This window comes from Embleya sp. NPDC050493 (assembly GCF_044458105.1).
In the GTDB taxonomy this organism is placed as follows: domain Bacteria; phylum Actinomycetota; class Actinomycetes; order Streptomycetales; family Streptomycetaceae; genus Embleya.
The window spans coordinates 339,782-361,285 of sequence record NZ_JBITHP010000002.1; the positions used below are offsets into that span (position 1 = coordinate 339,782).

Consider the following 21,504-nt stretch of genomic DNA (forward strand, 5'->3'; position numbering starts at 1 on the left):
GTTACATCGCCACGTCCATGATCAGGTCGGCCAGGGATTCGTCGATGCGGTTCAGTTCCTGGGCGTAGCGGCGCATCTCGGTGCCTTCGCGCTTGGCATCCGACTCGCCCTGTTCCTTGGTGCGCAGGGCCGCGCCCACCTCGTCGCGGATCGACTTGATTTCCGCGTCCAGACCCTGGGCGATCGCGTCGCGCATCTTGCGGAGTTGCTTGACCACCTCTTCGCCCAGGTTGGTCACGTCGGTGTCGGCCTGCTTGCGCAGTTCCAGTTGGACCTGCTCGGCGACCTGCTCCTTGAGTCGACGGTTGGCCTTGTTCAATTGCAGCGCGCCCTTGAACACGGTCGACCCGAGCACCGCGCCGAGGATCACGAACGGGCCCAGGCCGACCAGGAACGCCGCCGTGCCGACCGCGATCTGCGGCAGGAGTGCGGTGAGCATCGACCTGAGGTTGAACTTGCCGCCGGAGACCGCGGTGGCCGGGTCGAGCACGAAGCTGACCGCGTCCGCGAGCAACCGCTCGATCGGCGTCGAGGGTTTGCCGTCCTCGTCGGTGCCGACCGGGCCTGCGGTGAGCGACGCACGGATCTCGTCGATCCGCGTGACGAACTGCTTCACGTCGTCGTCGATCATCCGCTCCATGTCCTCGACGCGACGCGCGACGAGCGGCTTGAGTTCGCTCTCCTGCCACTGCGCGAACTCGACCTGGACCCGCCCGGAGAGATGGTCGGTGATCTCCTTGACCGCCGCCTCCATCTTCTCGCGCGCGTTGAACGGATTTGCGCCGATGGTGTTGCTCGGGTCGTACTCCTGCGCCCAGTTCGGGATGTTCGCGGCGACCCGGTCCATGAACCGCCGGGTCGCGGCCTCGACTTCGCCGCGGGTCTCGCGCAGGTGCTCCTCCATCTGCGCGACGATCACCCGCCGATTCTGCTCCAGCCGGGTCAGCGGACCCTGGACCCGCTCGTAAGTGGCCCGCAACTCCTCGACGTCCTGGGTCAGGAGCGCCTCCTTGCGGTCGATCTGTTCGCGCGCCTCGATCAGCAGGTACTTGAGCTCCCGGGCGGGCGAGAGGATCTTGGCCCGGCCGCGCTCGCGGGTCAGGAAGTCCTCCAGGCCGCGCTCCAGTTCGGGCATCCCGGAGCCGGCCAGCAGGTCCGGGTCGCCCTTCTGCCGGCCGGTGAGCGCGGCGCGGGCGTTGACGAAGAAGACCCGGTCCGGGCGGGAGAGGTAGGGGGAGAGGCGCTTGCGGATCTCCCGCTGCACGTCCTCGCGCTCCTCCTCCTCGACCAGGTTGATCTTGTTCCCGACGTAGAACACGTCCTCGTGCCCGCGCGCCTTGACGTGCACGTCCAGGAAGAGCTGTTCGCTGCGCGACATCGCGGCCTGGCAGTCCACCACGAACACCAGCACGTCGGCCTGTTCGAGGTAGTTCAGGGTGACCTTCTCGCGCTCGGGGGCCTCGTTCAGGCCCGGCGAGTCGACCACCACGACGCCGTTGCGGCACAGTTCGAGCGGCCAGCGCACCACCGCCCGCTCGTACGGGTTCGGGGTGTTGTCGTCGTCCGCGCCGATGGTGACGTAGTCGGCGATCTCGTCCACGCCGACGGTCAGCGGGTCGCCCGCCGTGCCGTCCGCCTCCAGCGGATAGATCAGCGCCGAGCGGGTGTCACCCCACGTCACCTCGTTGATGATCGCGGTACACGGACGCGCGAAGGAGGGCAGCACCTTCTCGCCGAGCATCGAGTTGATCACCGTGCTCTTGCCGCGTTTGAACTCGCCGACGATCATCACCTTGAACGCCTCGGACGCGGCCCGCTGCTTCAACGAGTCCAACTTCTTGACGCCCGCACCGATCCGCAGTCCGGCCACGATCGGCGTGAGCCGGTCGATCAGGCCGACCAGGGTCTCCTGCCGTGCCCGCCACGCGCCGTAACCCGCGTAGGCCCCGTCGGCCGCCCCATGACCCCTGTCCACCCTGAACGCTCCCCTCCTCGACGGCTGCTCAGCCTCTGGCGCCCAGCATGGTGTCGAGCTGGACCCCGAGCTGCTCGCTGCGCGAGACGAGATCCTGCCATGCGGGCCCATCCGTGCCGACCTTGGCCAGCGCGGTCTGTCGATCGCTCCGCCATGCCTTCTGGCCGCGCACCGCCTCGTCCATCACCCCGGCGTAGAGCGTGTGCAGGCGCTTGGAGACCTCCTCGGAGAAGCCACCGAGCACCTCCTCGACCATCGGCTCCAGGGCCTTCATCGCCTGCGCGCGCTGCCCCTCGGTCAGCGACGTCGACTTGACCTCGCCGAGCACCATGCCGCCCGCCGAGGCGGCCATGCTCGCGCCCATGGGCAGCGCGGAGACGCCGCCGGTGAGCGGGATCAGCAGCGCGCCGAGCACGGCGAGGCCGGTCGGGCCGATCCGCCAGGCGAGCTTGCGGCTCTTGAGGTCCTTCAGGCCCAGCGACTCCGCCTCGCCGAGTTCGAACTCGGTGGACAGCTGCTCGACCTTCTCCAGCCGGTATCCGCTGCCGCGTCCGAAGTGCAGCTTCATCTTCGCGTCCAGCCACTGCACGTCGGCCTGCACGCTGGAATGCAGCTGGGCCTCGAACTTCTTGGCCAGCGCGGTGAGTTCGCGGCGCAGCCGGAACGGCAGGTCGCGCTCCCACCAGGTCCGCGGGTCGGGCGCGCGCTCCATCTCGTAGCGCAGCGTGTCCAACAGGTCGCCGCGCGAGAGCTGGAGGTGCTCGCGGAACTTCTCCGCGGTCTGCGTGCGCCGCTGCTGGAGTTCGACCCGGACCTTGCCCCACTCGGCGGACATCCGGTCGATCTCGACCTCGGACTGCTCGACGGCGCGCTGTCGTTCGGCCGCACCGAGCTCGGCCGCGGCCAGGCCGTCCCGACCCACCTGGGCCATCTCCGCCAGCAGCGCGAGCAGTTGACCCGCGGTCTGCCGCGAGCGCATGCTGCGCCGGCCGGCGGAGGTGGTGTACTCGGTGATCCGCTCGATCACGCCGGCCACCGGCGAGACGTCCTCGCGATGCGGGCCGGCGAGCACCTGCAGGGTCGGCGAGATGCGGCGCACCCGGCCGCCGAGGTAGTCGACGATGTCCTCGCGCTCGTCCTCGTCGACGGTGTCCAGCTTGGACACCACCACGGTGATCCGCGGCACGTGCCGGGCGATCACCTCCTCCTCCAGGAACGCGGTCTCGGACAGGCCGAGCGGCGCGCTCGCGGAGACCACCATCAGCACCGCGTCGCTGGCCGCGACGGTGCGCCGGACCAGGTCCTCGGTCCGGCGGTCGTGCTCCTCGGCATCGGTGCCCTTGCCGCGCCCGGCGTTGACGCCCGGTGTGTCCACCAACTCGACGTCCAGTCGGGCCAGTTCCGGTTCGGCGACGAGCACGCGCACGCCGACCAGTCGGGCCCGGTCCGGATCCTGGGACTCGCTCAGCCGGTGCACCTCGTCCCACGACGCGGACACCGCCGGCCTGGGTTCGGCCCGTCCGTCGGAGAACTGCAGTTCCAGGCGCGGTTCCGGTCCGGCGGCGATCACCAGCGGGACCGGGGTGTGCCGACCCTCGGGCAACACCGGGGCGCCGAGCAGCCGGTTGATCAGCGAGGACTTGCCGCGGCCGAATTCGCCCACCACCGCGATCCGCAGACCGGGCCGGCGCATCCGGGCCCGCAACCGGTCGAGTTCGGCGGCGATGGCGTCCAGGCCGAAGTCACCGGCGATCGCCTGCGCGTCGTTGATCCGTCGGCCGAGCGTGGTGGCCGACGGCGCCTGCTTGACCAGGCTGGTCACCGACCCGGCGGGCACGGCGGCCGGCGCGGGCGTACGCGGAGCCGGCGGCACGGGCGCGACCCGCGCCGCCGGGGCGACCCGAGCGGCAGCCGGCGGCGCGGCCGGTGCCGCCGACCCGCCCGCGCCGGACGGGCCGCCCGCGAGGCGACCCGCCCAGCCCGGGTTCGGCCCCGGAGCACTCGAAGCATCGCCCGCCGGGCGCGGACCCGGAGCCGGGGCCTGCCTCCGGTCCGCCGTCTGCCCCGACGGGCCGGGTCGGCCGGTGGGCGAGTCGCCCGAGTCGCGCCGCGCCGCCGCCTCACGCGGTGCGCCGGCACGCAGCCACGAGGCCGTGCTCGGCACGAGTCGGTGGTACGCGGCCACCGCGCCGGCGGGCATCACCCGCGCGTAGAGCCCGGCGAGGATCTTCGGGCCGCCCTTCGCGTCCGCGTCGGGGTCGGCCAGGAAGCGGCCCAGCGACTGGAAGAAGCGGGCCCGCTCGGCCAGCGCCTCCGGCTGCATGGACAGCGCCCAGGCGGCCTCGTCCCCGATGGTGCTCTCCACCGACGCGGCGACCTCGGGCAACTCGGTCAGCTTGACGTGCCGCAGCACGTCCTCGGACGGCCAGCCCCACTGGACCGCGCCCCACACCGGGTGGATCGGCAGTTCGCGGCGCCCCGGGACGGCCTTGCCGACCCCGATCAGGCTCCACAACGTCCAGCCGTTCGCGGTCCGTTCGGGCACCGGCGGCAGTGCCACCGATTCCATGGTGACCCAGCCGCGCAGCTCGTCGCTGCGGTGGATCCCGCTCAACAGGCCCGCGACGCCCGGACGGCGGCGCGGCTGTACCTGCGCGGCCTGGCGCAGCACGTGTTCACGATCGAACGACATGTGTTGTCCCTACTCCCATCGAATCCGTTGTGATGTCGAACGATCAGGCGTGCGTCGGGTGGGCCACGATCATCGTGGTGTCCCGGTCCTGCCACGCGTTGACGAAGTCCGCCAGCGGAATCGGCTCGGTCTGGCCGAACGGCGCACCCGGGTCGTTGAGCAGGACGTAGACCGATCCGTCGGGCTGGGTGTCGATGCCGGTGACCCACACGGCGTGTCCCATCGTGGGGTCCTGCTCCAGCGGCGCACCGGTGGCCGGGTCCTGCATCGGGGACCAGATCTCCTGCGCGTCCAGGGCGACGATGACCTGGTCGCCCTTCTCCAGCGCGTCGAGCATCTGCCGCATGTCGGCGCCCGGCACCATGTCGGTGTCCACGCCGTGCATTTCGAGCAGCTTGCCGATGTCGTCGGTTCTGGTGCCGTTCTCGGGGTCGTAGATGCCGGCCTGCTGAGCCTCGGTCATCAGCGCGTTCTCGTCCAGCGGCAGACCGGTGAGCTTCTCCAGGATCATCCCCTGGGAGACCACCGCGCAGCTGGTCGGGCTGACCTGCTGCTGCCAGTACTGCGCGTCGCCGACCGGGTCGCCGAAGCCGTCGAACTGCGCGGGCGTCCAGTTGTCCGGCGCGTGGTACTGCCAGTTGCCCTGCTCGTCGGAGACCGCGCCCCATGCGGCGGGCACGCCGGGCTCGGTGTTGCCCGTGCCCGGGTAGCTCGCCGGGTCCGCGTACGGGTCGTTGCCCTGCGGCTCGCCGTAGGGATCCATGCCGTACGGGTCGCCGTAGGGGTCCGCGTACGGGTCGCCGTAGGGATCGGCGTACGGGTCGTTGGCGACCTGGTCGTCGTACCACTGCCGACTGGGCGTGGGGACGGGCTCGTTGTTGTCGTTGGGGTCGAACATGTGCGGGTCGTACGCGTCGATCCGGCCGTCGCCGTCGCTGTCCGCGTGGAACGGGTCGTAGTTCGGGTCGTTGAGCGGATCGAAGTTCGGGTCCGTGTACGGCAGAGTGGAGTTGGGGTAGGTACCGCCGTTGCTCTCGCCGCCCGCGTCGGTCTCCCACAGTGGTGCCGCCGCTACAGTGCCCCCGTCGGCGGTGTCCAGTGTGTCGATGGTGTCGTCGGAGACCACCGCGAACAGGTCGTCGTCGTGCGTGTAGTCGCTCATCTGCCGAATTCCCCCCGGCGTGTGAGGCGCTCGCGTTGGTTGTTCACCGTGTCGCGGCGCCGTTCCGTCTGCCTGTCCGCGTCCTGCAACAGGCTTCTGCGAGCCGCGAGAATATCCTCACGGCGGTGATGCTCGGTCACCAGTTCGGCGACCGTCGCCTCGTACCTGGCCCGGTAGCGGTCCACGTGTTGTGAGACGTCCAGCGAGTAGTGCGTCGTGGCCGTGCCGACGGCCTCGTCGATCTGTCGGGACAAACCGTCGGCGACGGTTCGCAGTGTCTGATGCATTTCGGCGCGTGCGCGGTTCCGCAGAGCCGTCATGTCAGTGGATGACAGCGAATCGGCCACTTTGGCCATGAATCCACCGAAGCCGGCCCGGCCGGAGGGCGCGCCCGGGTCGCCGTTTCGGGCGCCGCCGAACCACTGGTCCAGGGCGCCGCCGATCCGCGCGCCGGGGGTGCGCGGGGTGGTCGGGTCCAGTCGCACGGCGCGGATCTGCTGGGTGACTCCGGAGACCGAGTCCTGATAGGCGCGCATCGCCGCGTCCGCGAGTTGATGCCCGGTCAGCACGGTGACCCGGTCCGGTCCGGCCGGTCGGTGGATGGCGCCGAGCTTGCGGTACGCCGCCTCGAACGCGGCGTCGGCGGCCGACCGGGCGCTCTCGGCGGCGGTGGCCAGCGCGCCGGTGACGGCCTGCTGCACGATGTCGCCGATCCGGGGCAGGCCCTGCCGGATCAGTTCCGGCGCGCGGACCGCGATCACCGCGCGCAGTTCGTCCGGGGTTTCCGCGCCGTCGAGTGCGTGGTCGATCTCGGCCTGGGTGTAGCGCCACCACTGCGGGGCCATGCCGCCGACCGCCTGTTGGGCACGCTGGGCGCCGGCGCCCAGCAGGCGTGCGGTCTCGCCGTGTTGGGCCCGGACGAATGCGGCCATGTCGGCGATGCGGGCATCCGCGAGTTCGGCCTCCTCCGCGTCCAGCCGCTGCTCGGCCAGGGTCACCTCGCGGCGCAGTTCGTCGAGCAGGTCCTCCAGGAGCCGCAGCAGGTGGTCGGACACCGCGACGATGCGCTGACGCTGCATCAGGTCCCGGAGTCGGGCCACCGTGCGCGGGAACTCCTCGGCCCAGTAGGCCTGTTCCGGCCCGCGCAGCGGTCGTCCCGAGGCGAGTCGGACCACCGGCTCGGCGGCGACCGGTTCGACCACCGGGTCGGCCGTGCCCAGCATCCGGGCGAACCGCTGCCGGACGTGCGCGAGCAGGTCCTCGCGTTCGTCCTCGTCGATGTGATCCATCTTGGTGACCAGGACGATGCAGCGGCGCAGTTGCCCGGGGTCGAGCGCGTCGGTCAGGAACTCGGCCAGCGACACCGGCGAGGGCGACGTGGACGCGGTCAGCGCCGCCGCGACGTCGGCGATGTCGCGCATCACCGTGCGGGTGATCTCGGTGTGTCCGACGCGGGCGTTGGTGCCGGGCGTGTCGATGATCACCAGCCCGTCGCGCAGTGCGTCGGCGGGGTGGCGGACCTCCAGACTCCGTACCCGTGGCGCGATCGTGTCGTCGGCGGTGAGCAGCCGCAGGATGCCGGCCGTGTCGTCGGGAACGGGCACGTCCGGGGCGAGATGCGCGAGCATCCGGCCGAGCGGACTGGCCGCGCCGGTGTACCGCCCGGAGGGGTAGACGTAGCGGATCCCGTCGCCGTTGAAGCGCACCTCGACGGAGAATTCGTCACCGTGGGTGATCCTGGTCGCGGCGCCGGTGGTGGGCAGCGCCGAGGTGGGCAGCAGATCCTCGGCCAGCAGCGCGTTGATGAAGGTGCTCTTGCCGGCCGAGAACTCGCCGATCACGGCGAGGTAGTACCGGTCGTCGCGCAGGCGCGTCTCGATCTCGCGGATGCGTTCGGTCAGTTGGGTCAGTCGCTCCTGATCGCCGACGATGCGGCGGACCATGGCGAGTGCGAAGTCGAGGTGGTCGGAGGTCTCGGTGAGCGCCTCGACCACATCGCGTCGCTTCGAACGATCCCCGGCCATGCCGCGAGAATCCACCACCGCGCCCCCTCCCGACGGTGCCCTCCCCGATGTACGGGCGATCCTGTCACGAGGTCCGGAATCCCGTCTCGGTGGATTCGGATGCAGGCCGGACCGATCGGTGGAACCTCTGTGGCCCTTGTGAGACGGCCGTCGAAATGGTGCGATATAGGCGCCGAGGCGATCCCTCGCACCTGATCCACGTCGTCGCCCCATTCGGCCCGATCGGTATGAATGGTACGAATTCGACGCATACTGGTTGCGTGTGGGTGCCTCGGCTCGTCCGGCGAGTCGATTCCGATGCGATCAGGAGATGGCATGTTCGAGGAGGCCCAGTATCTGGCCCCGGTCACCCGTAGGGCCGACGGCGGCGTCGAGGTCGAGCTGTCCCGCAGCCACCCGGGGTTCGCGGACGCGGTGTACCGCGAGCGCCGGAATCGGATCGCGGAGCTGGCCTTGGACCACCGGCGCGGCGACCCGATCCCGGAGGTCGAGTACACCGAAGAGGAGCACGAGGTCTGGCGCCTCGTCTCGCACGAGTTGTCCGTCTCCCATGCGGAGTACGCGGTCTCGGAGTACCTGGAGGGCACGGCGCGGCTGAAACTGCCGACCGACCGGATCCCCCAGTTGGAGGAGGTCAGCGGCGCACTGCAACCGCTCACCGGGTTCCGTTACCTGCCCGCGGCCGGCCTGGTCCCGCTGCGCGACTTCTACGGATCACTGGCCGACTCGTACTTCCACTCGACCCAGTACATCCGCCACCACAGCGTGCCGCTGTACACACCCGAGCCGGACGTCGTGCACGAGGTGATCGGGCACGCCAACATGCTCGCCTCGGACCGGTTCGCCGCGCTGTACCGGGTGGCCGGCGAAGCGGCCCGCCGGGTGGAGAGCCGCGAGGCGCTGGAGTTCGTCTCGAAGGTCTTCTGGTTCACCCTGGAATTCGGCGTCATGCACGAGGACGGCGCACTCAAGGCCTACGGCGCGGGAATCCTGTCGTCCTACGGCGAGATCCGCGAGTTCCGCACCGTCGACATCCGCGAACTGGACCTGGTGGCGATGGGCACGATGCAGTACGACATCACCCACTACCAGGACATCCTGTACGCGGCCCACTCGATGACCCACCTGGAGGACCTCGTCGGCACCTTCTGGGCCACGTGCACCGACGACTCGATCGCCGCCCTGACGGCGTCGGCGAAGACGCCGTAGGCCCCTCCTCACGCGGTCGTTCACTCGGTCGGGTGATCGAAGATCAACTCGATCACCCGACCGAACTGCTCGTAATCTCGGGTCGACACCCCGGGAGGCGCGTGATGACACAAGAGCTCGATACCCAGGCGGCCATCCTCCTGGAGGTGTTCCACGAACTGGACACCCCACCCGACCTGCGGCCCGAATTGGTCGACGGGGAGGTCGTGGTGAGGGTGACGCCGCCCGGGAGTCACGAACACGTGATCTCATCGGTGATCCGGCGGATTCATGCGGATGCGGCCATCGACGTGCATTTCTCCGGGAACAAGGGCCTGATCACGCCGAGCATCGGCGCATTTCCTCCCAATCACGTCATTCCGGATGGGGTTTTCGTGCCTGCGGCATTGGACGTCTTCCGTGGCGCCGCCGCCTGGATGCCGTGTTCGCAGGTGCTCCTCGTTCTCGAGGTCACCGATCGACGGCCGGAGTTGGATCGAGAGCAAAAACGCCGTTCCTATGCGCGAGCTGAAATTCCGTTCTATCTGCTGGTCGATCGCGATGTACACCGAACCTCGTTGTTCTCGAACCCGGAGGACGGCGACTACACGAGGATCCAGGTCAGACCGTTCGGGCGCCTGCTCGATCTGCCCGAGCCGTTTTCGATGGCGCTGAGCACCGCGAGGTTCGGCTGATTCACACCCGCCGTACGAATACCCGGCCGAAGTCGCCGCCCGTGGCCAGGAGGGTGCCGTCGGTGGAGAAGGCCAGGCGGCGTACGCGTTGGTCGTCGTAGCCGGGGAGTGGACGGCCGGACGCCTCGCGCAGGTTCGCGTCGTACACGTGCAGCGCGCCCGTGCGGTGGCCGCCGATCGCAATCCGCCGGCCGTCCGGCGAGTAGGCCCACGCGTAGCACGTGGCCCAGCCGTTCGGGTGGTGCGGGTTGGTGAAGTGCCAGGCCGGCTCGCCGGTGTCGATCGAGAGTGCGAACGGGCCGTTCACCCGCCTCTGGTTGACCAGGAGCAGGGTCTCGCTCGGATCGAAGCCGAGGTCGCCGATCTCCCACGCGAGCGGCACCCGAGCGGTCGGGCGACCGGTCTCCACGTCCCACACCTCGACCTCGTTGGTCGGATCGTCGGTCGCGTCCCGGTGCCCGTAGACCACCCCGCGGCTGACCCGCCACACCGCCAACAATCGGCCCGAGGGCGACAGCGCGGCCCCCCGGCACTCGGTGGTCGCCGACTGCGTCGAAACCTCGAACACCTGCGCGCCGGCCGCGTCCAGGACGCGCACCCGGTCGCCGGCGTCGAACACCACCAGTCGTCGGCGGGCCGCGTCCCAGGACGGCTGCACGGTGTACGGATTGAACAGCGCATCCTCGAACTGCCGGTAACAGGCGAGCTGTTCCTCATGCAGAGTGGTCAGGTCGAACCGGCGTGTGGCGCCGCCGACCGTGTAGACCACGGCCGTTCCCGTCGCATCGAACAACACGCTGTCGATGCCGGTCAGCCGCTCGGCCGTCGGCACCGCGTGCACCGTGCGCCGAACCCCGGTGGCCACGTCCACGAGACGGATCGCACCGTCGTAGGCGATCAGCACCGTGTGCCCGTCCGGATGCAGGTCCAGCGCCCGCGACGAGGTCTTGCCCGGCGGCATGAACTCCAGCGCCACGGGATCCTCCACCCCGCCCAGTCGGACGAATCCGGACCGCAGCGCCTTGTCCGCCTCCCGCCGCAGCGCGACCACGGCGGCGGCCGGGTCCGCGAACTCCTTGCGCGTCTCCCGGGCCTTCCCGCTCCCCGACCACGCGGCCCGGACGAACTCGGCGCCGGACACGCCGAATCTCCGGTACTTGGGCCCGGCCGAGTCCGGCAGCACGAGCGTGACCTGTTCCTGTCGCATCGGAGCACGCTAGCGCGGCACCGGCGCGGCGAACACGCGGCCGGGAAGCGGGCATCGGGTGGCGGACGCGGCTCACACCTCGGACGGGGACGTCACGAAATCGATCAGTTCCTCCACCTTCCCCAGCAGCGCCGGTTCCAGATCGCGGTACGAATCCACCGCGGCGAGAATGCGACGCCACGCCTGCGGCGGATCCACCGGCCAGCCGAGCGCCGCGCAGACCCCTTCCTTCCACGGCATACCGCGCGGTACGTCCGGCCACGCCGCGATGCCCACCGACGCGGGCCGGACCGCCTGCCACACGTCGATATAGGGGTGTCCCACCACGAGCACCTGATCGCCGGTCACCTGGGCCGCGATCCGGCTCTCCTTCGAGCCGGGCACCAGGTGGTCCACCAGCACGCCCAGCCGTCGACCCGGGCCCGGCGCGAACTCGCGCACCAGCGCCGGAAGATCGTCGACGCCCTCCAGATACTCCACGACCACGCCCTCGATCCGCAGGTCGTCGCCCCACACCCGCTCGACCAACTCCGCGTCGTGCCGGCCCTCCACATAGATCCGGCCGGCCCGCGCCACCCTGGCCCGGGCGCCCCGGACCGCCACCGAACCCGACGCGGTCCGCCCGGGCGTGCGCGCGGGTCCGGGCGTACGCGGGCGGACCAGGGTGACGACCTCGCCGTCGATCAGGAACCCGCGCGGATCCAACGGGAAGACCCGGAGTCGGCCGTGCCGATCCTCCAGGGTGACGGTGAACCCCTCCGGGGTCTTCTCCACCCGGACCACCGCACCGCAGAAGCCGGTGGACGCCTCCTCCACCACCAGATCGCGTTCGGCCTCGACCTCGGGGACGGGCTTGTCCTTCTTCCATCCCGGGATCAGCGACTCGGGTCCATAACTGCGCATGAGAGTGACGCTAGCCGGGTGACGGTGCGTCAGTCCGGTACGACGCGCCCGGCGGCGACCTCGGCCAGCCAGTGGTTCTGTCGGATCACGAACTCCTCGTCCACCACCGCACCGTGTCCGGGCAGCCAGACACTCGCGTCCAGCGCCCGGACCCGGGCCAGCGAATCGCTCCACTCGGCGGCGAACGCATCCGAGCCGAACACCGGCGGCCCGCTCTCCTCCACCATGTCGCCGGCGATCAGCACGCCGCAGTCGGGCACGTGCACGACCACATCGTGGTCGGTGTGTCCGCGACCCGGCGCGTACAGCACCACCTCGCGCCCGCCCAGGTCCACAGTCACCGGCTGCTCGCGGGTCACCGTGCGGGTCGGCGGCACGATCCGCGCGGCGTTCATCAGCTCCGGGTCGAAGCCGTGCGAGATGCCGCTCGCCCGACCGGCGTCGGCGTACCGCTCCAGATAGGCCGGCAGATCCGCGTGGCCCCAGACCTCGGCGTCGGGGAAGGCACGCAGCACCTCGTCGTTGCCGTAGCAGTGGTCGAAGTGACCGTGTGTGTTCACCACCGCGACCACCCGGTCGGGCAATCCGTGCGCGGGCAGCTCGCGGGCCAGCGAGGCCAACAGGTCGGCGGCCTCGTGGTCATGCGAACCGGTGTCCACGAGCAGGATCCCCTCGCGACCCGTGACGACCGCCACATTCAGTTCCAAGCCGGGCAGCCGGCGGCGCAGGACGCCCGGTGCGATCGGCTCCCAGGTGGCGTGTTTCGGCTGTTCGGCGCGTAGCATGCGTCAACCTTGGCACGGACTCAGGGGTACGGTCCGGATCGGGTGACCCGTACACTGGCACTCGGCGGGACGGAGTGCCAACCAGTGGGACGAACCACCGCCGACGGGACACGGCAACGGGTGGAAGAACGGGTCAGGGAGGTGCGCACCATGCTCGACGATCGCAAGCAGGACGTGCTGCGTGCCATCGTGCAGGACTATGTGGCGACCCAGGAGCCGGTGGGTTCCAAGGCGCTCGCGGACCGACACAACCTCGGGGTCTCCCCGGCCACCATTCGCAACGACATGGCCGCGCTGGAGGAGGAGGGCTACATCACGCAGCCCCACACCAGCGCCGGCCGCGTGCCCACGGACAAGGGCTACCGGCTGTTCGTCGACCGGCTCGCGGGCGTCAAGCCGCTGTCGGGCGCCGAACGCCGGGCGATCCAGACCTTCCTGGCCGGCGCGGTGGACCTGGACGACGTGGTGGGCCGGACGGTGCGGCTGCTGGCGCAGCTGACCCATCAGGTCGCCGTCGTGCAGTACCCCTCGCTGACCCGCTCGACGATCCGGCACGTCGAGTTGCTCACCCTGGCGCCCACGCGCGTGATGCTCGTGCTGATCACCAGCACGGGTCGGGTCGAGCAGCGGGTGATGGACACACCGGGCCCGGTCGGCGAGAACCTGCTCGCCGACGTCCGTGCGCGACTGAACAGCCGGATCACCGGCAAGCGGTTCGCCGATGTGCCGTTGTTGGTCCAGGATCTCGCCGAGCCGTTCACCGCCGAGGAACGGCCGATCGTGGCGGACATCCTGGCGACCCTGCTCGACACCCTGGTCGAGCACAAGGAAGAGAAGGTCGTCCTGGCCGGGACGGCCAACCTGACCCGTTTCGGCATGGACTTCCCGAACACGATCCGCCCGGTCCTCGAAGCACTCGAGGAGCACGTCGTGCTGCTGCGCCTGTTGGGTGAGGCGACCGACCCGGGCATGGTCGTGCGGATCGGACACGAGAACATGCACGAAGGACTGGCCGCGACCTCGGTGGTCGCCGTCGGATACGGCAGTGGGCAGGAAACGCTGGCGAAGCTCGGGGTGCTCGGGCCGACCCGAATGGACTACCCCGGAACGATGGGAGCGGTGCGCGCCGTGGCACGGTACGTCGGACAGATCCTCGCGGAGTCGTAGAGTTGGCTACCGATTACTACGAGGTCCTCGGGGTGCGGCGGGACGCCACCCCGGAGGAAATCAAGAAGGCCTTCCGCCGGCTCGCTCGGGAGCTGCACCCGGACGTCAATCCGGACCCGAAGACGCAGGACCGGTTCAAGGAGATCAACAACGCCTACGAGGTCCTCTCGGACCCGCAGAAGCGACAGATGTACGACCTCGGCGGCGACCCGCTGTCCTCCGGGGGCGGCGCGGGCGGCGGCTTCGGCCAGGCCGGCTTCGGCTTCAGCGACATCATGGACGCGTTCTTCGGCCAGGCCAGCCAGCGCGGACCGCGCTCGCGCACGCGCCGCGGCCAGGACGCGATGATCCGGATCGAGATCACCCTCGAAGAGGCCGCGTTCGGCACCACCCGGGAAATCCAGGTGGACACCGCCGTCACGTGCAATACGTGCAACGGCGAGGGCGCGGCCCCGGGTACCTCGGCGCAGACCTGCGACATGTGTCGCGGGCGCGGCGAGGTCAGCCAGGTCACCAAGTCCTTCCTGGGCCAGGTCATGACGTCGCGGCCGTGTCCGCAGTGTCAGGGCTTCGGCACCGTGGTCCCGCACCCGTGCCCCGAGTGCGCGGGCGACGGCCGGATCCGCGCGCGGCGCACGCTCACCGTCAAGATCCCGGCGGGCGTGGACAGCGGCACCCGGATCCAGCTCGCGGGCGAGGGCGAGGTCGGCCCCGGCGGCGGACCGGCCGGCGACCTGTACGTGGAGATCGTCGAGGTCCCGCACACCACGTTCCAGCGGCGCGGCGACGACCTGCACTGCACGGTCACCATCCCGATGACGGCGGCGTCGCTGGGCACCAAGGTGCCGTTGCAGACGCTGGACGGCACCGAGGAGATCGACATCCGCCCCGGCACCCAGTCGGGCCAGTCGATCCCGCTGCACGGACGCGGCATCACCCACCTGCGCGGCGGCGGCCGGGGCGACCTGGTCGTGCACGTCGAGGTGCAGACGCCGAGCAAGCTCGACCCCGAGCAGGAGGAGCTGCTGCGACGGCTCGCCAAGCTGCGCGGCGAGGAACGGCCTTCCGGCCAGTTCACGCCGGGCCAGCAGGGCCTGTTCTCCCGCCTCAAGGACGCGTTCAACGGTCGCTGAACCGACGCGCGGCACGCACAGCGCGCGCGAGTGTCCGGGGTGGGTGTGTCGTGATGTGCGCACGCGCCGGACGGGCCGAAATCGGCCCGTCCGGCGCGTGTGCACGTATCCACGGCGGACCTGTGCCGCGAGGTCGGGGCGAGGCACGTCCCAGGCTCGGTCGGTCCCAGGCTCGGTCGGTCCTAGGCTTGGTCGGACGAGGCGAGCCGAGCCGTCCTCCGAGCGAACGGGGAGCATGATGCCGACGACGACCGACCCCACCCGGCTGACCGCGCTGCCGATCGTGCAGGCACCGATGGCCGGTGCGGCCGGCTTCGCCCTCGCGGCGGCGGTCATCCGCTCGGGCGGGCTCGGTTTCCTGGCCGCCGGGTATCGCTCGGCCGACGCGCTGGCCGCCGAGATCGACGAACTGCGCGCGCTGATCGGCGACGCGCCGTTCGGGGTCAACGCGTTCATGCCGCACCCCGCGCCCACCCGCGCCCAGGACGAGCTCACCCGGCGCTACGCGGCGTCGCTGGCCCGAGCCGCCGCGCACTACGGCGGCACCGTCGGCACGCCCGCCCCCGGCTCGGAACGCGACGACTGGGACGCCAAGCTCGCGCTGCTGCTCGCCCACCCGGTACCGGTGGTGAGCTTCACCTTCGGTCTGCCCGACCCCGCCGCGATCACCGCGCTGCGGGCCGCCGGCACGCTGACCGTGGCCACCGTCACCACGCCCGAGGAGGCCCGCGTCGCCGCCGGTGCCGGGGTCGACGCGCTGTGCGTACAGGGCGCCGAGGCCGGCGGGCACCAGGGCGGCTTCGCCAATCCGGACGAGCCCGCCCCGTACGGCCTGCTCACCCTGCTCACGCTGGTCGCCGCCGAGACCGAACTGCCGCTGATCGCCGCCGGCGGCCTGATGACCGGCCGGCAGATCGAGGCGGTGCGGCTCGCCGGCGCGAGTGCCGCCCAGCTGGGCACCGCCTTCCTGCGCTGCCCGGAAGCCGTCGCGCCCGCCGCGCACAAGGCCGCGCTGGCCGATCCGGCCTTCGACCGCAGCGTGCTCACCCGCGCGTTCTCCGGCCGCTGGGCCCGGGGACTGCGCAACGGCTTCGTGGCCCGTCACGAGGCCGAGGCCCCCGGGGTCTACCCCTACGTCCACCACCTGGTCTCGCCGATCCGCAAGGCCGCCGCCGCCCGGGGCGAGGCCGACGGCCTGGCCCTGTGGGCCGGTCAGGGCTGGCGCCTCGCCCGCGAGGAGCCCGCCGCCGAGGTGATCAACCGGCTCGTCCACGAGATGGCCGCCGCCCGAAAGGCACATGCGTGAGCGCCCCCGTCTTCCTCGCCCCCGGCGAGGCCATCCGGCACGGCCGGCAGGTCGTCCTGGACGGCGCCGAGGGTCGACACGCCGTCACGGTGCGCCGCCTCGTCGCCGGTGAGCCGATCGTCCTGGCCGACGGCGCCGGACTGGCCGTGCACGGCACGGTCAACCGCACCGAGGGCAAGGACACGCTGTACGTCGACGTCGACTCGCGCACCGAGGAACCCGCCCCCGCCCCCCGGATCGTGGTGGTCCAGGCACTGCCCAAGGGCGACCGCGGCGAACTCGCGGTGGAGACGATGACCGAGGTCGGAGTCGACGTGATCGTGCCCTGGGCCGCCGCCCGCTGCATCACCCAGTGGAAGGGCGAGCGCGGCGCGAAGGCGCTGGCCAAGTGGCGCTCGACCGCCCGCGAGGCGGGCAAGCAGGCCCGCCGGCTGCACCTGCCCGAGGTCACCGAGCAGATGAGCACGCGCCAGGTGGCCGCGCTGCTCGGCGCCGCCGCGTTCGCGGGCGTGCTGCACGAGTCGGCCGACGCGCCGATCGCGACCGCCGCCACGCCGACCGAGGGCGACCTGGTCCTGGTGGTCGGCCCCGAGGGCGGGGTGTCGCCGGACGAACTGGCCGCCTTCGCCGCGGCAGGCGCGAGCGCGTACCGTCTGGGCCCGACCGTGCTGCGCACCTCCACGGCCGGCGTCTCGGCCGCGTCCGTGTTGTTGGCCCGATCCGGCCGCTGGGGCTGACGCGTCGGGCGGTACACCTGACTACGATCGGGGCGACCGCCCGTGATCGACTCGGACCCGATGGAGGCACCCATGGCTGCGGGGGAACCCCAGGCCGACTGCCTGTTCTGCAAGATCCTCGCCGGCGACGTCCCGGCCACGATCGTCCACGAGACCAAGGACGTGGTGGCCTTCCGGGACATCAACCCGCAGGCGCCCACACACGTCCTGGTCATCCCGCGCGCGCACTACGCCAACGCGGGCGAACTGGGCGCCGAGGCCCCCGAACTGGCGGGCACCCTGCTCGCCGAGGCGGCGGTCGTCGCAGCCGCCGAGGACCTCGCCGAAGCGGGCTACCGGATAGTCTTCAACACCGGTACAGGCGCCGGGCAGACCGTCTTCCACGTGCACGCGCATCTCCTCGGCGGTCGCGGGCTGAGCTGGCCTCCCGGCTAGTCGAACGTGTCCACCAGGGAATTCGTCGTCCTCGGCACCGCGAGCCAGGCTCCGACCCGGCACCGCAACCACAACGGCTACCTGTTGCGGTGGGACGGCGAAGGGCTGCTGTTCGACCCCGGGGAGGGCACCCAGCGGCAGATGTTGCACGCCGGGGTGGCCGCGCACGACATCACCCGGATCTGCGTCACGCATTTCCACGGTGACCACTGCCTCGGCCTCCCCGGCGTGATCCAACGCATGTCGCTGGACCGGGTCGCGCACCCGGTGACCGCGCACTACCCGGCGAGCGGACAGCGGTGGTTCGACCGGTTGCACCACGCGACCGCGTTCCACGAGACCGCCGTGCTGATCGAGCACCCGCTGGCGGGAGAGCACGTCGAACTGCCCGCCGGGCCGTTCACCCTGGAGGCACGTCTGCTCTCCCACCCGGTCGAGTCGTACGGCTACCGGGTGGTCGAGCCGGACGGCCGTCGGATGGTGCCCGACCTGCTCGCCGCACACGGCATATCCGGGCCCGACGTGGGCCGGATCCAGCGCGAGGGTCGAGTCGGCGAGGTCACCCTCGAACAGGTCAGCGTGCCTCGCCCCGGGCAGAAGTTCGCGTTCGTGATGGACACCCGGATGTGTCCGGGCGCGGTCGAGCTCGCCCGCGACGTGGACCTGCTCGTGTGCGAGTCCACGTTCGCCGACGCCGATGCCGACCTCGCCCGTGAGGTCGGCCACCTCACCGCCCGCGAGGCGGCGGGCATCGCCGCCGAGGCGGGCGCGCGCCGGCTGGTGCTGACCCACTTCTCGCAGCGCTACGCCGACGTGACACCGCTCCTGGAGCAGGCCCGGGAGGTTTTCCCGGACACCGTCGCGGCGCACGACCTGGACCGGATCGAGGTCCCGAGGCGGCGGCAGGTGCCGGAATAATCCCCGGGTCCGCCGGGTCCGGAGAGTTACCATTGAGCAGCATCGAACCGCTTCCCGAGCACGGAAATGAGGCGTGATCAGGCCGCCAAGGCCGCCCATGGCTCCCACGACGAACGCGCGAGGCGCGAGCTCCGAGAACACCGCGCGCGAGAGCACGCGCGAAACTCCGGCCGCGCAGGCCCAGGCGAAGATCACGATCCCCGCCAAGCACCCCATGGTGGCGCTCCTCGGTTCCGGCGACTCGTTCCTGCGAGTGGTCGAGCAGGGGTTCCCCGACACCGACATCCACGTCCGAGGCAACGAGGTCACCGTCTCCGGTACCGAGGCCGACGTCGCCCTGGTCCGCAGGCTCTTCGACGAACTCCTGGTCATCGTGCGCACCGGCCAGCCGCTCAACGAGGAGGCGGTCGAGCGCTCGGTGGCGATGGTCCGCTCCAACGACGGGCACGGTCCCGCCGAGGTGATGACCCTCAACATCCTGTCCAACCGCGGCCGCACGATCCGTCCCAAGACGCTCAACCAGAAGAGCTATGTGGACGCGATCGACGAACACACCATCGTGTTCGGCCTCGGCCCGGCGGGCACCGGCAAGACCTACCTGGCGATGGCCAAGGCGGTCCAGGCCCTGCAGTCCAAGCAGGTCACCCGGATCATCCTGACCCGCCCGGCGGTCGAGGCGGGCGAGCGGCTCGGCTTCCTGCCCGGCACGCTCTACGAGAAGATCGACCCGTACCTGCGCCCGCTCTACGACGCGCTGCACGACATGATCGACCCCGACTCGATCCCGCGCCTGATGGCCGCGGGCACCATCGAGGTGGCCCCGCTCGCCTACATGCGCGGCCGTACGCTGAACGACGCGTTCATCATCCTGGACGAGGCGCAGAACACCTCGGCCGAGCAGATGAAGATGTTCCTGACCCGGTTGGGCTTCGGCTCGCGCATGGTGGTCACCGGCGACACGACCCAGGTCGACCTGCCCGGTGGCACCCAGTCCGGGCTGCGCGTGGTGCAGGAGATCCTGCGTGGCGTGAACGACATCGCATTCTGCAGCCTCACCAGCGAGGATGTGGTGCGACACAAGCTCGTCGGCCGGATCGTGGACGCATACGCGCGCTACGACGTCCTGGTCGAGGCCGACGGTCGCGCGAACGGCGACACCGGCAACGGTGACGCGCCCGGCTCGCGCGGGCGGCGGCCGGCCGACCGGAACGGCCGGGGCAAGCACACCGTTGTGAACATGCAAACAGTGGAACGGGAAGTGAACTGAAGGCCATGTCCATCGACATCGCCAACGAGTCCGGCACGGGGGTGGACGAACACGCGATCGTGGACGTCGCCCGGTGGACGCTGGACCGTATGCGCATCCATCCACTGGCGGAACTGTCCGTGGTCATCGTGGACGAACCCGCGATGGAACAACTGCACATCCAATGGATGGACCTGCCCGGTCCGACCGACGTGATGTCCTTCCCGATGGACGAACTGCGTCCCGGCAAGGCCGACGAGGACCCCCCGCAGGGGCTGCTCGGCGACGTCGTGCTGTGTCCGACCGTCGCGCAGCGCCAGGGCGCGGCGGCCGGCCACTCCATGGACGACGAACTGCACCTGCTCACCGTGCACGGCGTGCTGCACCTGCTCGGCTACGACCACGCCGAGCCGGACGAGGAGCGCGAGATGTTCGCGCTCCAGAAGGAGTTGCTCGAATCCTGGCGGGAGGCCCGTCGCGCCGCGGGAGACCGCGGATGATCCCGCCACCGGATACATCCGCCCCGAGCCGGAACCGGCCCTGGGGCGGCAGTGCCCGCTGACAGCGTGCTGCAACTCGTGGTCGGTGCGATCGTCCTGGTCGTCGTGGCCGGCCTCTTCGCCTGCCTGGAGACCGCTCTCGCGCGGATCTCCCGGGTCCGCGCCGAGGAGTTGGTCCGCGAGGAACGCCGGGGCGCCAAGCGCCTGTTGACGGTGGTTCAGGATCCCGCCCGATATCTCAACCTGGCCCTGCTGGTGCGGGTCGCGTGCGAGCTGTCGGCGGCCGTCCTGGTCACCGTCGTGTGCATGGACGACTTCGCCGAGACCTGGCAGGCGGTGCTGGTCACCATCGGCATCATGGTCGTGGTGTCCTACGTCGCCGTCGGGGTGTCCCCGCGCACCGTCGGCCGCCAGCACCCGGTCACCGTGGCCACCATCGGCGCACCCGTGCTGTTCGGACTCGCCCGCGTGCTCGGGCCGCTGCCGAAGCTGCTGATCCTGCTGGGCAACGCGCTCACGCCGGGCAAGGGTTTTCGGGAGGGGCCGTTCGCGTCCGAGGCCGAACTGCGCGCGTTCGTGGACCTGGCCGAGAAGGACTCGCTGATCGAGGACGACGAGCGCGAGATGTTGCACTCGGTGCTGCAACTGGGCGACACCATCGTGCGCGAGGTGATGGTGCCCCGCCCGGACATGGTCTTCATCGAACGGCACAAGACGCTGCGTCAGGCGATGTCGCTGGCACTGCGCAGCGGCTACTCGCGGATCCCGGTGATCGGCGAGAACGAGGACGACGTGGTGGGCATCGTCTTCCTCAAGGACCTGGCCCGGCGCAGCACCATGGGCGATCCCGGCTGGGCCAAGGAGAGCGTCGACTCGATCATGCGCGCGGCGACCTTCGTGCCGGACAGCAAACCGGCCGACGACCTGCTGCGCGAGATGCAGGCCGATCGCACGCACATGGTCGTGGTGGTCGACGAGTACGGCGGCACCGCCGGGCTGGTCACCATCGAGGACATTCTCGAGGAGATCGTCGGCGAGATCACCGACGAGTACGACACCGAGACCGCGCCGGTGGAGCAACTCCCCGACGGCACGTTCCGGGTCACCGCCCGGCTGCCCGTGGACGAGTTGGGCGAGCTGTTCGGCCTCGAACTCGACGACGAGGACGTGGAGACCGTCGGCGGCCTGCTCGCCAAGGCGCTCGGCCGGGTGCCCATCCCGGGCGCGACGGCCGTGGTCGAGGGCCTGCGGCTGATCGCGGAGAGCCCCTCGGGCCGGCGCAACCGGGTCGGCACGATCGTGGTCGGCCGGGTCGAACCGGACCGGGACGACCCGTCGACCACCGCGGACGCCCGCCCGGGGTCCGAGCGGAACCGCTGACGGGCCGGGCCGGCCCGCCGCCTCGGGTGCGACCTCCACACGAGCGCGAGT

At 70.8% G+C, this 21,504-nt stretch carries 18 protein-coding genes; 11 read left to right on the forward strand and 7 right to left on the reverse strand.

Features of this window, described 5'->3' with window-relative positions; translation table 11 throughout:
- Position 1: 1 nt before the first annotated feature.
- Genes ACIBM5_RS04820 through ACIBM5_RS04835 form a run of 4 tightly spaced genes read right to left on the reverse strand, consistent with a single transcriptional unit; the run spans position 2 to position 7,853 of the window.
- Positions 2-1,975, reverse strand: a complete 1,974-nt coding sequence (locus ACIBM5_RS04820; RefSeq protein WP_391582859.1) for a dynamin family protein — start codon at positions 1,973-1,975, stop codon at positions 2-4.
- A gap of 28 nt (positions 1,976-2,003) precedes the next feature.
- Positions 2,004-4,667, reverse strand: coding sequence for a dynamin family protein (locus ACIBM5_RS04825; RefSeq protein ID WP_396005398.1), 2,664 nt, complete (start codon positions 4,665-4,667; stop codon positions 2,004-2,006).
- Between the two features lie 43 nt (positions 4,668-4,710).
- Positions 4,711-5,829 (reverse strand): hypothetical protein, encoded by a 1,119-nt coding sequence (locus tag ACIBM5_RS04830; protein WP_396005400.1) that lies wholly within the window; start codon positions 5,827-5,829, stop codon positions 4,711-4,713.
- Positions 5,826-7,853, reverse strand: a complete 2,028-nt coding sequence (locus ACIBM5_RS04835) for a dynamin family protein (RefSeq protein ID WP_396005402.1) — start codon at positions 7,851-7,853, stop codon at positions 5,826-5,828. Before ACIBM5_RS04835 ends, ACIBM5_RS04830 begins: the two co-directional genes overlap by 4 nt.
- Positions 7,854-8,168: 315 nt before the next feature.
- On the opposite strand from ACIBM5_RS04835, the gene ACIBM5_RS04840 reads away from it, so the two are divergent.
- Together ACIBM5_RS04840 and ACIBM5_RS04845 are read left to right on the forward strand one after the other, a co-directional pair.
- Positions 8,169-9,062 carry a phenylalanine 4-monooxygenase gene (locus ACIBM5_RS04840; RefSeq protein ID WP_396005404.1) on the forward strand — a complete coding sequence of 298 codons (894 nt, stop codon included), beginning with the start codon at positions 8,169-8,171 and terminating at the stop codon, positions 9,060-9,062.
- Positions 9,063-9,094: 32 nt separating this feature from the next.
- Positions 9,095-9,736, forward strand: a complete 642-nt coding sequence (locus ACIBM5_RS04845; protein WP_396005405.1) for a Uma2 family endonuclease — start codon at positions 9,095-9,097, stop codon at positions 9,734-9,736.
- Position 9,737: 1 nt separating this feature from the next.
- On the opposite strand, the gene ACIBM5_RS04850 is transcribed toward ACIBM5_RS04845, so the two are convergent.
- The 3 genes from ACIBM5_RS04850 to ACIBM5_RS04860 all read right to left on the reverse strand — a co-directional run bounded on the left by ACIBM5_RS04850 (position 9,738) and on the right by ACIBM5_RS04860 (position 12,631).
- Positions 9,738-10,943 carry a WD40 repeat domain-containing protein gene (locus ACIBM5_RS04850; protein ID WP_396005407.1) on the reverse strand — a complete coding sequence of 402 codons (1,206 nt, stop codon included), beginning with the start codon at positions 10,941-10,943 and terminating at the stop codon, positions 9,738-9,740.
- Positions 10,944-11,015: 72 nt separating this feature from the next.
- Entirely contained in the window at positions 11,016-11,846 is an 831-nt protein-coding gene (locus ACIBM5_RS04855; protein ID WP_396005409.1) for a DUF3097 domain-containing protein, read from the reverse strand.
- Between the two features lie 29 nt (positions 11,847-11,875).
- Positions 11,876-12,631 (reverse strand): MBL fold metallo-hydrolase, encoded by a 756-nt coding sequence (locus ACIBM5_RS04860; RefSeq protein WP_391582852.1) that lies wholly within the window; start codon positions 12,629-12,631, stop codon positions 11,876-11,878.
- Positions 12,632-12,781: 150 nt separating this feature from the next.
- Between ACIBM5_RS04860 and hrcA the strand changes: the two genes are divergently transcribed.
- From hrcA to ACIBM5_RS04905, 9 genes are all read left to right on the forward strand, one after another.
- On the forward strand, positions 12,782-13,798 hold the full coding sequence (hrcA, locus tag ACIBM5_RS04865; protein ID WP_078979500.1) for a heat-inducible transcriptional repressor HrcA: 1,017 nt from the start codon (positions 12,782-12,784) through the stop codon (positions 13,796-13,798).
- 2 nt (positions 13,799-13,800) lie between these two features.
- A complete protein-coding gene (gene dnaJ, locus ACIBM5_RS04870; protein WP_391582851.1) occupies positions 13,801-14,931 on the forward strand; it encodes a molecular chaperone DnaJ in 1,131 nt (376 codons plus the stop codon).
- A 238-nt stretch (positions 14,932-15,169) separates the two neighbouring features.
- Positions 15,170-16,237, forward strand: a complete 1,068-nt coding sequence (locus ACIBM5_RS04875) for an NAD(P)H-dependent flavin oxidoreductase (RefSeq protein WP_396005411.1) — start codon at positions 15,170-15,172, stop codon at positions 16,235-16,237.
- The gene (locus tag ACIBM5_RS04880; protein WP_396005412.1) at positions 16,234-16,974 is read left to right on the forward strand and encodes a 16S rRNA (uracil(1498)-N(3))-methyltransferase; all 741 of its coding nucleotides are present in this window, start codon (positions 16,234-16,236) and stop codon (positions 16,972-16,974) included. Before ACIBM5_RS04875 ends, ACIBM5_RS04880 begins: the two co-directional genes overlap by 4 nt.
- A gap of 72 nt (positions 16,975-17,046) precedes the next feature.
- Positions 17,047-17,409 (forward strand): histidine triad nucleotide-binding protein, encoded by a 363-nt coding sequence (locus tag ACIBM5_RS04885; RefSeq protein ID WP_391582849.1) that lies wholly within the window; start codon positions 17,047-17,049, stop codon positions 17,407-17,409.
- Between the two features lie 6 nt (positions 17,410-17,415).
- Complete coding sequence (locus tag ACIBM5_RS04890) at positions 17,416-18,327, forward strand: ribonuclease Z (protein WP_396005413.1); 912 nt, start codon at positions 17,416-17,418, stop codon at positions 18,325-18,327.
- A gap of 97 nt (positions 18,328-18,424) precedes the next feature.
- Positions 18,425-19,594, forward strand: a complete 1,170-nt coding sequence (locus ACIBM5_RS04895; RefSeq protein ID WP_396005414.1) for a PhoH family protein — start codon at positions 18,425-18,427, stop codon at positions 19,592-19,594.
- Between the two features lie 5 nt (positions 19,595-19,599).
- Positions 19,600-20,073, forward strand: coding sequence for an rRNA maturation RNase YbeY (ybeY, locus tag ACIBM5_RS04900; RefSeq protein ID WP_360304623.1), 474 nt, complete (start codon positions 19,600-19,602; stop codon positions 20,071-20,073).
- Positions 20,074-20,124: 51 nt separating this feature from the next.
- Entirely contained in the window at positions 20,125-21,453 is a 1,329-nt protein-coding gene (locus ACIBM5_RS04905) for a hemolysin family protein (protein ID WP_391582847.1), read from the forward strand.
- Positions 21,454-21,504: the final 51 nt, after the last annotated feature.

Bases quoted from the DNA above. Each gene is read 5' to 3' on its own strand.
- ACIBM5_RS04825 (WP_396005398.1), bottom strand. From the start codon at position 4,667: ATGTCGTTCGATCGTGAACACGTGCTGCGCCAGGCCGCGCAGGTACAG.
- ACIBM5_RS04830 (WP_396005400.1), bottom strand. From the start codon at position 5,829: ATGAGCGACTACACGCACGACGACGACCTGTTCGCGGTGGTCTCCGAC.
- ACIBM5_RS04835 (WP_396005402.1), bottom strand. From the start codon at position 7,853: ATGGCCGGGGATCGTTCGAAGCGACGCGATGTGGTCGAGGCGCTCACC.
- ACIBM5_RS04840 (WP_396005404.1), top strand. From the start codon at position 8,169: ATGTTCGAGGAGGCCCAGTATCTGGCCCCGGTCACCCGTAGGGCCGAC.
- ACIBM5_RS04850 (WP_396005407.1), bottom strand. From the start codon at position 10,943: ATGCGACAGGAACAGGTCACGCTCGTGCTGCCGGACTCGGCCGGGCCC.
- ACIBM5_RS04855 (WP_396005409.1), bottom strand. From the start codon at position 11,846: ATGCGCAGTTATGGACCCGAGTCGCTGATCCCGGGATGGAAGAAGGAC.
- ACIBM5_RS04860 (WP_391582852.1), bottom strand. From the start codon at position 12,631: ATGCTACGCGCCGAACAGCCGAAACACGCCACCTGGGAGCCGATCGCA.
- hrcA (WP_078979500.1), top strand. From the start codon at position 12,782: ATGCTCGACGATCGCAAGCAGGACGTGCTGCGTGCCATCGTGCAGGAC.
- ACIBM5_RS04875 (WP_396005411.1), top strand. From the start codon at position 15,170: ATGCCGACGACGACCGACCCCACCCGGCTGACCGCGCTGCCGATCGTG.
- ACIBM5_RS04885 (WP_391582849.1), top strand. From the start codon at position 17,047: ATGGCTGCGGGGGAACCCCAGGCCGACTGCCTGTTCTGCAAGATCCTC.
- ACIBM5_RS04895 (WP_396005414.1), top strand. From the start codon at position 18,425: ATGGCTCCCACGACGAACGCGCGAGGCGCGAGCTCCGAGAACACCGCG.
- ybeY (WP_360304623.1), top strand. From the start codon at position 19,600: ATGTCCATCGACATCGCCAACGAGTCCGGCACGGGGGTGGACGAACAC.